At 36.2% G+C, this 12,733-nt stretch carries 14 protein-coding genes; 12 read left to right on the top strand and 2 right to left on the bottom strand.

Annotated elements, in window-relative coordinates:
* Positions 1–64: 64 nt before the first annotated feature.
* The 7 genes from RU96_RS02665 to RU96_RS02695 all read left to right on the top strand — a co-directional run bounded on the left by RU96_RS02665 (position 65) and on the right by RU96_RS02695 (position 5,355).
* Positions 65–835, top strand: a complete 771-nt coding sequence (locus RU96_RS02665) for a dihydroorotate dehydrogenase electron transfer subunit (protein WP_071864003.1) — start codon at positions 65–67, stop codon at positions 833–835.
* Complete coding sequence (locus tag RU96_RS02670) at positions 829–1,758, top strand: dihydroorotate dehydrogenase (protein WP_282956592.1); 930 nt, start codon at positions 829–831, stop codon at positions 1,756–1,758. Before RU96_RS02665 ends, RU96_RS02670 begins: the two co-directional genes overlap by 7 nt.
* Positions 1,759–1,760: 2 nt before the next feature.
* The gene (pyrF, locus tag RU96_RS02675) at positions 1,761–2,483 is read left to right on the top strand and encodes an orotidine-5'-phosphate decarboxylase (protein ID WP_071864005.1); all 723 of its coding nucleotides are present in this window, start codon (positions 1,761–1,763) and stop codon (positions 2,481–2,483) included.
* Entirely contained in the window at positions 2,476–3,111 is a 636-nt protein-coding gene (pyrE, locus tag RU96_RS02680) for an orotate phosphoribosyltransferase (RefSeq protein ID WP_071864043.1), read from the top strand. The genes pyrF and pyrE overlap by 8 nt, the downstream gene beginning before the upstream one ends.
* 164 nt (positions 3,112–3,275) lie before the next feature.
* Positions 3,276–3,818: a sigma-70 family RNA polymerase sigma factor gene (locus RU96_RS02685; protein WP_071864006.1), complete on the top strand. Its 543-nt coding sequence runs from the start codon at positions 3,276–3,278 to the stop codon at positions 3,816–3,818.
* Entirely contained in the window at positions 3,815–4,630 is an 816-nt protein-coding gene (locus RU96_RS02690; RefSeq protein ID WP_071864007.1) for a PH domain-containing protein, read from the top strand. The genes RU96_RS02685 and RU96_RS02690 overlap by 4 nt, the downstream gene beginning before the upstream one ends.
* Positions 4,631–4,659: 29 nt before the next feature.
* Complete coding sequence (locus tag RU96_RS02695; protein ID WP_071864008.1) at positions 4,660–5,355, top strand: carbonic anhydrase family protein; 696 nt, start codon at positions 4,660–4,662, stop codon at positions 5,353–5,355.
* A gap of 113 nt (positions 5,356–5,468) precedes the next feature.
* On the opposite strand, the gene efbA is transcribed toward RU96_RS02695, so the two are convergent.
* Both efbA and RU96_RS02705 read right to left on the bottom strand, forming a co-directional pair.
* Positions 5,469–7,169, bottom strand: coding sequence for a fibronectin-binding protein EfbA (gene efbA / locus RU96_RS02700; RefSeq protein ID WP_071864009.1), 1,701 nt, complete (start codon positions 7,167–7,169; stop codon positions 5,469–5,471).
* Positions 7,170–7,271: 102 nt separating this feature from the next.
* Positions 7,272–7,673 (bottom strand): DUF1622 domain-containing protein, encoded by a 402-nt coding sequence (locus RU96_RS02705; RefSeq protein ID WP_071864010.1) that lies wholly within the window; start codon positions 7,671–7,673, stop codon positions 7,272–7,274.
* A gap of 183 nt (positions 7,674–7,856) precedes the next feature.
* On the opposite strand from RU96_RS02705, the gene RU96_RS02710 reads away from it, so the two are divergent.
* The 5 genes from RU96_RS02710 to RU96_RS02730 all read left to right on the top strand — a co-directional run bounded on the left by RU96_RS02710 (position 7,857) and on the right by RU96_RS02730 (position 12,726).
* Positions 7,857–8,432, top strand: a complete 576-nt coding sequence (locus tag RU96_RS02710) for a hypothetical protein (RefSeq protein WP_071864011.1) — start codon at positions 7,857–7,859, stop codon at positions 8,430–8,432.
* Between the two features lie 352 nt (positions 8,433–8,784).
* Positions 8,785–9,825, top strand: coding sequence for a tryptophan ABC transporter substrate-binding protein (gene trpX / locus RU96_RS02715; RefSeq protein ID WP_071864012.1), 1,041 nt, complete (start codon positions 8,785–8,787; stop codon positions 9,823–9,825).
* A 1-nt stretch (position 9,826) separates the two neighbouring features.
* A complete protein-coding gene (locus tag RU96_RS02720) occupies positions 9,827–10,708 on the top strand; it encodes an ABC transporter permease (RefSeq protein ID WP_071864013.1) in 882 nt (293 codons plus the stop codon).
* Between the two features lie 3 nt (positions 10,709–10,711).
* Complete coding sequence (locus RU96_RS02725) at positions 10,712–11,476, top strand: ABC transporter ATP-binding protein (RefSeq protein WP_071864014.1); 765 nt, start codon at positions 10,712–10,714, stop codon at positions 11,474–11,476.
* A gap of 383 nt (positions 11,477–11,859) precedes the next feature.
* Entirely contained in the window at positions 11,860–12,726 is an 867-nt protein-coding gene (locus tag RU96_RS02730; protein ID WP_071864015.1) for a shikimate dehydrogenase, read from the top strand.
* Positions 12,727–12,733 lie beyond the last annotated feature (7 nt).

Below are 12,733 nucleotides of genomic sequence, written 5' to 3' on the forward strand. Positions count from 1 at the left end.
GGAGTGTGCGGTTTTCGCACACTCCATTTGTGAGAAAATGTAAATGAATACCAGGGGGAGCAGTATGGAACAAGGAATGTTGACAGTCATCACACAACAAGAAATTGCACCTAATATTTTTGAATTGGTTTTACAAGGAGAACTAGTAAGAGCAATGGAAAAACCAGGGCAATTTTTACATCTTTTGGTACCACAAAAAGATTTATTACTGCGCCGGCCGATTAGTATTAATCAGTTTGATCGTCAAAATTTGACTTGCCATTTAATTTATCGCGTTGAAGGTCAAGGAACTAAAGCTTTCACTCAGTTATCAGTAGGAGATAAAGTAGATTGTCTTGGGCCCTTAGGGAATGGTTTTGACCTTAGTGGGTTAAAGGCAGGCGATATTGCTTACATTATCGGTGGCGGTATCGGTGTGCCACCACTATATGAACTATCACGACAACTGGTAGCAAAAGGCGTAAAACCAATTCATTTTTTAGGCTTTGCTAAAAAAGAAGTTGTTTATTATGCCGAGAAATTTCAAGCACTAGGTGAAACTTTTTTTGCCACTGATGATGGTAGCTTTGGGGTGCGAGGAAATGTATCACATCTTTTAGAAGGGCGCACAGAAGAACCGGCAGCTGTTTTTGCCTGCGGAAATAATGGCATGTTAAAAATGGTAGATGCAAAATATCAAAATCATCCCAATGCGCAAATTTCGATGGAAGCCCGGATGGCCTGTGGCGTGGGTGCTTGTTATGGCTGCGTTTGCCATGTCAAAAATGAACCGACAAAAAGTCTAAAAGTTTGTGATGAAGGACCAATTTTTAAAACGGGGGTAATCGTATTATGAGTAATCCACTACACATTCAATTACCAGGACTCGATTTACCTAATCCGATTATGCCGGCAAGTGGTTGCTTTGGTTTTGGAAATGAGTATGGCAAATTTTATGATTTAAATAAGCTCGGTGCGATTATGATTAAAGCTACAACACCAGAAGCACGCTTTGGCAATGAAACACCACGAATTGCTGAAACACCAAGTGGGATGTTAAATGCTATTGGACTACAAAATCCAGGATTAAAGGTAGTACAAACAGAAATATTACCGGACTTAAATACACGTTATCCCAATTTGAACATTATTGCCAATGTTGCAGGTTCTTGTGAAGAAGATTATGTGGCAGTTTGCAAACAAATTGGCGATGCGCCGAATGTTAAAGCGATTGAACTGAATATTTCTTGTCCTAATGTAAAGCATGGTGGGATTGCTTTTGGAACTGATCCCAAAGTGGCAGCGAGCTTAACTGAAGCTGTTAAAAAAGTAGCTAAAGTCCCTGTTTATGTTAAACTGTCCCCTAATGTAACCGACATTGTACCAATTGCTAAAGCGATTGAAGACGCTGGTGCAGATGGTTTTACAATGATTAACACTTTATTAGGCATGCGCATTGATTTAAAAACTAGAAAACCACTTTTAGCCAATCAAACAGGGGGATTATCAGGAGCTGCAATCAAACCGGTCGCTATTCGTTTAATTCATCAAGTTTTTCACGCGACAAATATTCCAATCATTGGAATGGGGGGCGTTCAAACGGTTGATGATGTATTGGAAATGATGATGGCAGGTGCGTCTGCTGTGGCAATCGGAACAGCGAATTTTACCGATCCTTTGGTCTGTCCTAAAATAATCGATGCTCTACCAGCACGAATGGCAGAACTAGGGATTAATAGTTTGAGTGAATTAATTCAACAAGTCAGAGAGGAAAAATAAAAATGAATGAACGTCCAATTATTGCACTAGATTTTTCAAGTCGTGGAGAAGTTGAATTGTTTTTTAAAAAATTCCCAAAAAAAGAATCTTTATTTGTTAAAATTGGGATGGAACTTTTTTATCAAGAAGGGCCAGAAACAGTCCGTTGGTTAAAACGAAACGGTCATGACGTGTTCTTAGATTTAAAACTACATGATATTCCTAATACAGTCGAAAAAGCAATGCGGGGCTTAGCAGGACTTGGCGTAGACATTACTTGTGTTCATGCAGCTGGCGGTGTCAAAATGATGGCAGCGGCAATGCGCGGTTTAGAAGAAGGTACACCAATGGGCAAAGAGCGGCCTAAGCTTTTAGCCATTACCCAACTGACTTCAACGACTGAACAAGAAATGCATGATGATCAATTAATTGAAGTACCTTTAGCAAAAAGTGTAATTCACTATGCCAAATGCGCAAAAAAAGCGGGATTAGATGGTGTTGTCTCTTCTGCGTTAGAAGTTGCAGATATTAAAGGGGCGACAAGTGAAGAGTTTATCTGTTTAACCCCAGGAATTCGGCCGACAGGTAGTGAAGTAGGCGACCAAAAACGCGTAGTGACCCCAGGAAATGCTCGTAAAATTGGCTCTAATTTTATCGTGGTGGGGCGTCCAATTACCTTAGCAGAAGATCCATACAAAGCATATACTCAAATAAAAAATGAATGGAATGGTATTGAAAATGACTAGTTTAGAAACGACAATTGCCAAAGACTTGTTAGCAGTAGAAGCAGTATTTTTGAGCCCAAATGATCCTTTTACGTGGGCTAGTGGCATTAAAAGCCCAATTTATTGTGATAATCGGATTACCATTAGTTACCCTAAAGTGCGAAAACAAATCGCTCAAGGCTTAGCAGATAAAATCAAGGCTCAATTTCCTGATGTCGAAGTAATTGCTGGCGCTGCTACTGGCGGTGTACCTCATGCTGCATGGGTAGCGGATATTTTAGACTTACCAATGGTCTATATTCGCGCCAAAGCCAAAGATCACGGCAAAGGTAAACAAATTGAAGGTCGGATAAAAAAAGGCCAAAAGATGGTTATTATTGAAGATTTAATTTCAACTGGCGGCAGTGTATTAGGTACTTGTGAAGCAGCTAAAAAAGAAGGCGCAGATGTGTTGGGTGTCGCTGCTATTTTCACTTATGAGTTGCCAAAAGGCTTAGCTAACTTTGAAGCAGCAGGAATTCCGTTAGTGACATTAACCAACTATTCAACCTTAATTGAAGTTGCATTAGAAAGTGATTATATTAACAACGATGAGCTGGCGTTGTTAAAAGCATGGAAAGAAGATCCTGAAAACTGGTTAAAAAAATAATCTTAAAAAGTTGTGAAGTTTGCATGATGTAAGCTTCACATTTTTTTTAGTAATATTTACTAGAAACGCTTCTTACTGCGTGCATTTTTTACATAAATTTGATTTTAACGATAGAATGATGCTATCTGATACGTATATTAAGTGAACAAAGAGGAGGAGGCTAGATGACAGACGAAGAAATTGTAAGATTAATTACAGCTCAAGATTTTGTTGGGTTAGAAAAAATGATTGCTGTGTATGGTCAAACGATTATTAAAACTATTCGTGGTGTGTTATCAAAAAGCGATGAACGTACCTCGTGGGGAGACTGTGAAAATGAAGTGTTTTATACTTTATGGCAAAAGATTCCCACTTATGACAAACAAAAAAGCAGTTTGGCTACATTTATTATGGTGATTACCCGTAATAAAGCAATCGATTTTAAGCGCAAACAGCAAAAGCAAAGTAGCCGTCAAACAGAATTTCAGGAAGAAAGAATTGATCAAAACTATCGGCAAGAAGAAAATCCCTTAGCAAAAGAAAAATTTTTGGAACTGCTAGATACATTGTCCAAGCAAGATCAATTAATTTTTTTGCACTACTATTTTTATCAAACACCGCCGCATGAAATTGCCCAATTATTAGCTATTAACGTAAGCGCTGTTTATAATCACTTATCACGGGGAAAAGTAAGATTGCAAAGTGCGTTAAAGGAGGAGTTGTCATGAGCTTTAAAGACGTTATTTATGCTGAAAATGCCAAGTTACAGCCTGACTATTTAAGTAACACGGATAAAAAAGCGCTTTTTGAGCGAAGCAAGTACTACATTTTGTTTCAAGAAATTAAAACGAAGCTACAGCCACAATTAGAACAATCAGAAGAAATTATGGGCTATTTGCCGATGACAAACGAGGGAAATTCAGGGATGATGACTTCTGGTCTAATGGGGATGGGGTACGCAAGAAATAAGCAAGCACGAAATTATGTCACCACATTTCATGATACACGGGGCAATCGCTTATTAATTTTTACCTCTACTCGCCTGATTTTTTTAACTGTTTTGGACTTTTTTGAAATGGATCATTTCTCTAGTTTTGCCTATGATAAAATTAAAGGGATTACGACCAAAAAATGGAGCATTCGTTATCGGGATGAAAAACAGCAACGCCAGACAGTTAATTGGTATTTCCTAGATTTTGCAGCAGGCACTAAAATTTTCAGTGAAGTCTTGACGGAAAAGGAAATGATGTTATTTAAAAACAACTGGCAAAACATTGAAAAAATGAAGTCAATTCCTGAAACAAGAAATGTTTTGCGTAATCAAAAGATGGATATGGTATTTAGCAATGTCAAAATCTGGTTTAGTTTACTGCAAGGGGTTAATGTCTTATTCATTATACTTGCGATTTTGCTTATTTTAGCTGTTTTATTTATGTTAGGGCCAGGAAAAACGTTATTTGATGCTATTGGGTTCCCAACTTATCAGTTTTTTTATTTGCCACTTGCTAGTGTATTTGATATGCTATTAAAAATATTTTGACAAATTTAGCAATTTAGCGAGGTCAGCAGATGAAACGAAACTTAGATGTTCCCTGGAGTTATAGCGGCACTAACGGACCAGAGTATTGGCACACACTTTGTGACTGGTATGCTGAAGGGGCACAATTTGCCTATCAATCACCAATTGCCATCACTAGTGGAGAAACATTAGCGGGCACAAAAAAACACCGTCTCACTTTTTCTTATCAGGTAGAAAAATTTACCGAAAAAGAATTTAAAAATACAATTCATTTTGTTCCGTTTGATTGTCAGAGTTATGTCTTATTTGAAGGAGAAAAATACGGTTTAACCGATATTCACTATCATCTACCTAGTGAGCATATTTTAGACAACCAGCAAGCTCCTTTAGAAATTCATTTGGTCCATATGAAAAAAGATGGCACCAATTTAGTAGTGGGGGTTTTGTGTGATATTCTACCAGGTGTTTTACCCGATGGTCCTTTAAAACAAGCACAACGTTGGGATTTAAAAGAGCATATTGAAGTTTTTAATCCTAATTTATTTTTACCTACAGAAAAAAGTTATTTTCATTACGTGGGTTCTCTCACAACACCGCCTACAAAAGGACCGATTAACTGGTTTGTTTTTAAAGCACGCCATCAAATTTCTCGCGCATTTTTATCGCAGTTTCAAGAGGAAATTTTAAAGGGAAATAATCGACCGTTACAGGAAAAAAAGGGCAGACCCATCTATTTTTGTGAATAAACTTTTTAAAGTTTAAGGAACAATATTATGCTCACTGAATAATACAATCCTATGACACCTAAAAGAAAATAAAAGACCATAATCAGCGATTTAAAACTGATTATGGTCTTTTATTATTGTTTTTGTAAACGGGTGACAATGTCTTCTTCTGGGGTAACATAATACGTTTTTTGATTTTCGTAAATAACATAGCCCGGCTTAGCACCATTTGGTTTTTTTATATATTTTACTTGAACCAAATCTACCGGTACTTGAGCGGAATGGCGATATTTCGAAAAATAAGCTGCAAGTTCAGCTGCTGCTAGAATAGTTTCTTCACTAGGATCGCTACTTTTAATAATAACGTGAGACCCGGGAATATTTTTGGTGTGTAACCAATAGTCAGTTTTACGAGCTGTTTTTAAAGTCAATTGATCATTTTGTAGGTTGTTTTTACCAACTAAAATAATCGTTCCATCGTCGGTAAGATACTGATCGGGTTGTGATTTTGACTGAGCTTTCTTACGTTTCGTCGTTTTTTTCAAATAGCCTTGTGCTACCAATTCTTCTTTGATTAAATCCAAATCCATTGGTCCGGCAATCTCAATTTGAGCCAAGACAGATTCCAAGTAAGCAATTTCTGCTTTGGCTTCATCAATTTGTTGATAAATTAACTTAACGGCATTTTTTAATTTTTGATAACGATGAAAGTATTTTTGCGCGTTTTGATTAGGCGAAAGAGCAGGATTTAGTTTAATTTCAAGGGGGCGATCTTCCTCGTAGTAATTAGGTAAAACAACTTGATTAGCCCCTTTTGGTACTTCGTGTAAGAAGGTGGTTAAAAGTTCCCCTTTTTGGCGATACTCTTCTGCGTTTTCAGAGTCTTTAAGTGTTTTCAACCGCTTTTTTAACTTCGTTTGGTTACGGGTGAGTTCGTTTTCTACTTTTTTTAATAATTGGCCACCTTGTTGTTTGACGCGATCACGTTCAGCTTTATCTCCGTAAAAAGCATCTAATAGTTCATTTAAATTGGGATAATTAGTCTGGCTGATGGCATCTTTTATTAAATAGTTAAAAACAATTGGAGTAAAAAATTCTTTTGTTTCTGTAACCGTTAAAGTAGGTTTTATACGCTCTAACTCTTTAAAAAAATTACGCCAAGTCGCAACTTTTTCATTTGGATTTTTCTTTAAGCGAAAAGCGAGCTCTTGGGCAGTATCAGCACCTAATCCTTGAAATTTTTGTTGCAATGCTTTGCCATTTAGCTGTGGTAGTTGGGATAGGGCATCAAAAAGAGCCACATCGTTTACGCTAAAAGGATTTAATAAATCTTGTTTAGGCGGGGCGATGTAAATGGCACCTGGTAAAATGGAACGATACGTATTTTGACTACTGCCAATATGTTTAATGGCATCTAAAATTTTTCCGTTGGCTTCATTTAATAATAAAATTGTACTGTGACGGCCCATTAACTCAACGACTAAAACAATGTTTTGCAAATCACCCAATTCGTCTCGTTTATTAAACGTAAAATGGACAACCCGATCGTTTTCTAATTGTTTTATTCCCGTTAAAATCGCACCATCCAAATACTTGCGTAACATCATCACAAAATTTGGTGGGGTTTCAGGATTTTGATATGCAATTTCAGTTAATTGAATTCTTGCATAACTGGGGTGAGCAGAAAGTAATAATTTATGATTGGTTCCTTTTGAACGAATTACTAAAATAATTTCGTTTTGATAAGGTTGGTGGATTTTTGAAATACGACCACCTATCAATGTTTCGGATAATTCCTTTGTAACTAAATGGGTAAAAACACCATCAAAAGACATGATGTAACCTTCTTTCTTGCAAGAGTAATATTATTATAGCAGATAAAAGCCAGATTCTTACTTAACAGAATCTGGCTAAGTTGGTAAATGTACTAACAAAAATTATTTGTTTTTAGCATTTATTTTTTCCATCGTTTCCTCGTTATCTAATGCGTCTTGAATTTCACGATGTAAGAAATAAGAAATAACTGTGCGAATGATAACAACTGCTGCTAAACGCAAAATATCAGCGGGAGTCGGATTAACAATAGATTCAATAATGTCAGCAGCAATTAAAATTTCTAGACTGAGTAAAACATAACTACCTAAAAAATTACGAATAAAGTTATTATGACGGGCAGCTTCGACGTGATTGGCATGTGAACATTCAGCGCGGATAAAGTCATAACCGGCAATGGCAACACCCCAAACCAAGACGATAATTGACAAGAAGTTAAGAAAAACAATAATAACATCAAAAAAAGGCGTGGCGATATTCATAATCATATGTCCCAAGTTCTCCATTTGACGCCTCCTTATATTCATTAAAGTACTATCACTATTATGATAGCGAATATTTAAAGAATTGCCAACTATCTTGACGATAATAAACAATGATTGCTACTATAAAGACAGCAAGAAAAAATTAGTATCACTATTTTACAGCGGCAGTGTTATTTTTATTATTAATTTTTTAGGAGCAAACCAATGAAGATAATTCAATCCTTTTTTGCCAGTGTAAAGGCTGGTTTTTTACAAATATGGCACGATTTTGCCAATTGGGCAGAGGCAAATAAGCGCAAAGCACTTTTGACTGTTTTAGGACTCTTATTAGGGGTCACTCTTTTTTCGGCTTCGATGATAGTGGCAGTGGCCCATATTCGTCAAGCTGAGTATACGGAACTTTTACTTCCTACGATTCAAAGTAAAAAAATTGAAATGTTGGATTATGGCAATGAAGAACAAGAAATCAAAGATTCAAAAGCGATTTCAGTTATGTTTTCTCCGCCTTATGGAGCAGAATACGAAAAGATAATGCGTACATTTTCCGGTAAAGAAGCACAAGAGATAAATCGTCAGTTTTATTATTACCCTTTAGTCTATAATACAGAGAATGTAGCGCAAAAATACCAAATTGATCCTAGTAAAGTGACCTTCATTTTTTTTGAAAAAGGGATAGAAAAAAATCGTTTTGAAGTGGAAGAATTATCAAATTACACTGAAGAATTCATTCCAGAATTGAACCGCTTGCCAATGTGGAACATTAAAGATTTGGACGAGTGAGTTGAACGAATTTTCTGAAATATTTAAATGTTGCTTGACGCTTTAAATTTTCTACGGTATGCTTAATTACGACAAAAACAAAACGAGGTGAGCCATCATGAAACTATTTACTACACAAAGAGAAACTGCATTTGCATGGCAATTTTGGCGTAGATAGTTGTATTGATGGATTTTTCCATAGATACAACTTTTTAGTGAACTCTAAAACTTGTATCTATGCTGGTAATAGTGAGATGATTCCGCATAGAGACAACCTCTATGCGGATTTTGTTTAAAAGCAATTTCCTTAAGGTAGAGGAAATTGCTTTTTTTCATCTCAAAAAACATTAAATATATTTAGGAGGAAATAATAATGAAAAATAAAGGGTTAGTATACACAGTTATCGCATTAGCAGTAGTTTTAGTAGGGTTTTTAGGCTTTCAACTTTTAACAGGGGCAAAAGATGATGCTAATAACGATATCCCGGCTGTAAAAGAGAAGATCCATACTGTTGGTGTTTTGCAATTTGTTAGTCATCCTGCTTTAGATCAAATCTATGCCGGTGTCAAAGAAGGGCTAAAAGAGGCGGGCTATGAAGAAGGAAAAAATTTGAAAATTAATTTTCAAAATGGTCAAGCTGATCAAAGTAAACTAGATACAATGAGCAAACAATTAATTAATGACAATGCAGATGTTTTAGTTGGGATTGCTACACCTGCCGCCCAAGCATTAGCAAATGCTACGACTAGTATTCCAATTGTATTAGGTGCAGTCACTGATCCAGAAGGGGCGGGACTTGTGGCCAGTAATGAACAACCTGGAGGTAATATTACTGGTGTTTCAGATCAACCACCTGTTGCTTCGATTATTGAATTAGCGCATAAATTATTACCTGAAGCTAAAAAAGTGGGTCTTTTATATTCTTCATCTGAAATGAATTCTAAATTTCAAACAAATCAAGCAGAAGCGGCTGCAAAAAAACTTGGTTTAGCTGTAGAAAGAAAAGCAGTTTCTTCAACCAACGAAGTAGCACAAGCGGTACAAGTTTTATCACAATCAGTTGATTTTATCTTTATTCCAAATGACAATACCGTCGCTAACGCAATGGAAACAGTCAGTCAAGAAGCAGACAAAAACAATGTACCAGTTTTTCCTTCTGTTGATACTATGGTGGAACAAGGTGGTTTAGCAACTATTGGTATTAACCAAAAAGAGTTAGGGGTTAAAACTGGTGAGATGGTCGCTGCGATTTTAGCTGGCAAATCAAAACCCGCTGATACACCGGTTTATACATTTACTAATGGCGATACGATTGTAAATGAAGAACAGCTAGCGAGATTTGGCCTAACTTTACCAGCTGATTTAAAAGATAGTGCCAAATTAGTCAAGACAGTTAAAGGAGATACGGAATAAAATGGTCATTTCAACTATCGGACAGGGGTTACTATGGTCTTTATTGGGAATTGGTATTTATTTAACTTATCGCATTTTAAATTTTCCTGATATGACTACAGAAGGAACTTTTCCTTTAGGCGGAGCTGTTTGTGTAACAGCAATCACCAGTGGTGTTTCGCCCTTGTTGGCGACATTATTAGGAATTTTAGCCGGAATGGCGGCTGGTTTTGTAACGGGGATTTTATTTACAAAAGGCAAAATTCCCGTGATTTTAGCCGGTATCTTGGTGATGTCAGGTCTTAACTCTGTGATTTTATTTGTTATGAAAAGCCCCAATAAAGGCTTGCGTAATTTTCCGCGCATTCAGACTGTTTTCACCAATTTAAACTTACCAAATTATTTTGATATCGTTATTCTCGGCTTAATCGCTGTAATTCTTACAATACTTTTCGTGCTCTTTTTCATCAATACAGACTTAGGACAGGCTTATATTGCAACTGGTGATAACGAAGTGATGGCCCGCTCTTTAGGAATTAAAACCGACCGCATGAAAATCTTAGGCTTAACTGTTTCAAATGGTGTGATCGCACTTTCTGGTGCCTTAATTTCTCAAAATGACGGCTACGCTGATGTTTCAAAGGGAACTGGTGTAATTGTTATTGGACTGGCATCCATTATTATTGGTGAAGTTTTATTTGGCGAGTTAGCCTTTTTAGAACGTTTGGTGGCTGTTGTTGTAGGTAGTATTCTTTACCAAGCTATTATTACATTAATTATTTACTTGGGCTTTGATACTACTTACCTGAAAATTTTCTCCTCTGCCATTTTAGCCATTTGTTTAATGATTCCAACGTTAAAAGAAAAACTAAATTTAAAAACAGGGTTGGAAAAGGAGGCCTAGCCGGTGAGTGTCTTAACAATAAAAAAAGCAGTAAAAAAAATTAAAAATGGCGTAAATGATGAACGCGTAATCCTAAATAATGTCAATTTGACTTTGAATCCTGGCGATTTTGTTACAATTGTAGGCGGCAATGGTGCGGGGAAAAGTACACTGTTTAACACCGTAACTGGCACTCTCTCACTTAGTAGCGGCCAAGTTTTTTTAGACGACGAAAATGTTACCAACTTTGGTGAAGAAAAAAGAGCAAAATACTTAGGACGAGTCTTTCAAGATCCCAAAATGGGGACTGCTCCGCGAATGACAGTAGCTGAAAATTTGCTTTTAGCTGAAAGAAGAGGACAAAAGAGAAAATTACGTCCCCGGAAATTAAATGAACGAAAAGAAGCTTTTAAAATTTTGTGTGCAAAAGTTGGTAACGGCCTAGAAGAGCATTTAGATACCCCTACAGGACACTTATCTGGCGGACAAAGACAAGCACTAAGTCTTTTAATGGCTACGATTGAAAGACCGGAACTTTTATTATTAGATGAACACACAGCTGCTTTAGATCCTAAGACTTCTAAAAATATCATGGCGTTAACAAATGATTTAGTAAAAGAAAATAATTTGACTTGTATGATGATCACCCATCAAATGGAAGATGCCTTAAAATACGGTAATCGGTTGTTACTTTTGAAAAAAGGTGAGATTGTTAAAGATTTAAATCAGCAGCAAAAAGCTAAACTTACTTTAGCTGAATTATTGCTCTTCTTTGAAGAAGAATTGTGAAAACAAATGAAATAATTTGCAGCTTTTACAAAAACTTATTGACAGTCTGATCAATACAATCTATACTTAACACCATCTTACTCAGTTCGGAGGACTTTTTTATGTTAGAAAAAAGCAGACCACAACTGAATAATTATTACTTTAGCTATTTTAGATAGTTTGTATTCATGAAAACATGGATACAAACCAACTCGTTTGTATCTATGATGGCTAAGGGATTTTGTAATGACTTTACAGCCACGTAGATCAAGAATCTATAGTGGCTCTTTTTATTCCCAGCGGAAAAAATATTTTTCCTATTAGGTGTTCACTGTAGATTGTTGTATCTTAGGTGAACACTTTTTTTGTACCCATAGGCTGCTAATATTTGAGGGGTGAGTAAAATGGAAGTTACAGGTTATACCCGTCTAGCAGGTTTAATTGCCAAGCCTGCTAAACATAGTATTTCACCGTTAATGCATAACGCTGCTTTTAAAGCAAATAACATTGATGCGGTCTATTTAGCTTTTGAGATAGAAAAAGAGCAATTAGCGGCGATGATGAAAAGTATTACCGCACTTAACATGATCGGGGTAAATGTTTCAATGCCTTATAAAAGAGCGGTGCTACCTTATCTAGATGAATTAAGTGAAGCTGCAACATTAACTGGTGCAGTCAATACTGTTCTACCGCAAAAAGATGGTCGCTTAGTTGGACACAATACAGACGGTAGTGGATTTATGCGAAGTTTAGTTGATAGTAAGATAGCTATTATTGGTGAAGAAATAACTGTCATTGGTACTGGTGGTGCGGCTACTGCAATTTGTGTTCAAGCTGCTTTAGACGGAGTAAAAAAAATAAACGTCTTTAATCGGCAAGGTAAATTTTTTTATCAGAAACAGCAAAAAATTAATGAGATTGAAAAAAAGACACAGTGTAAATTATCTTTAACAGATTTAGCGGATGTTAAAGCTGTCAATAAAGCGCTCAGAAATAGCAAATTATTAGTAAATGCAACAGATGTCGGAATGAAACCTAATGAAGCTCAAACACCAATTCAAGATTTCAGTGCATTGCATAATGATTTAGCTGTATATGATGTAATTTATAATCCACGAAAAACGAAATTAATCCAAATTGCTAATGAAAAAGGATTAAAAACTGTCAATGGTTTAGGTATGTTGCTCTATCAAGGTGCTTATGCTTTTGAATTATGGACAGGTAAAAAAATGCCATTAGAAATCGTTAAGCCACTTGTGGCTAACAGTTAAAAAGGAG

It is taken from the genome of Enterococcus canintestini (genome assembly GCF_001885735.1).
Lineage (GTDB): Bacteria > Bacillota > Bacilli > Lactobacillales > Enterococcaceae > Enterococcus_C > Enterococcus_C canintestini.

Bases quoted from the DNA above. Each gene is read 5' to 3' on its own strand.
- RU96_RS02665 (WP_071864003.1), top strand. From the start codon at position 65: ATGGAACAAGGAATGTTGACAGTCATCACACAACAAGAAATTGCACCT.
- trpX (WP_071864012.1), top strand. From the start codon at position 8,785: ATGAAAAATAAAGGGTTAGTATACACAGTTATCGCATTAGCAGTAGTT.
- RU96_RS02730 (WP_071864015.1), top strand. From the start codon at position 11,860: ATGGAAGTTACAGGTTATACCCGTCTAGCAGGTTTAATTGCCAAGCCT.
- RU96_RS02695 (WP_071864008.1), top strand. From the start codon at position 4,660: ATGAAACGAAACTTAGATGTTCCCTGGAGTTATAGCGGCACTAACGGA.
- efbA (WP_071864009.1), bottom strand. From the start codon at position 7,169: ATGTCTTTTGATGGTGTTTTTACCCATTTAGTTACAAAGGAATTATCC.
- pyrF (WP_071864005.1), top strand. From the start codon at position 1,761: ATGAATGAACGTCCAATTATTGCACTAGATTTTTCAAGTCGTGGAGAA.
- pyrE (WP_071864043.1), top strand. From the start codon at position 2,476: ATGACTAGTTTAGAAACGACAATTGCCAAAGACTTGTTAGCAGTAGAA.
- RU96_RS02720 (WP_071864013.1), top strand. From the start codon at position 9,827: ATGGTCATTTCAACTATCGGACAGGGGTTACTATGGTCTTTATTGGGA.
- RU96_RS02710 (WP_071864011.1), top strand. From the start codon at position 7,857: ATGAAGATAATTCAATCCTTTTTTGCCAGTGTAAAGGCTGGTTTTTTA.
- RU96_RS02690 (WP_071864007.1), top strand. From the start codon at position 3,815: ATGAGCTTTAAAGACGTTATTTATGCTGAAAATGCCAAGTTACAGCCT.
- RU96_RS02705 (WP_071864010.1), bottom strand. From the start codon at position 7,673: ATGGAGAACTTGGGACATATGATTATGAATATCGCCACGCCTTTTTTT.
- RU96_RS02685 (WP_071864006.1), top strand. From the start codon at position 3,276: ATGACAGACGAAGAAATTGTAAGATTAATTACAGCTCAAGATTTTGTT.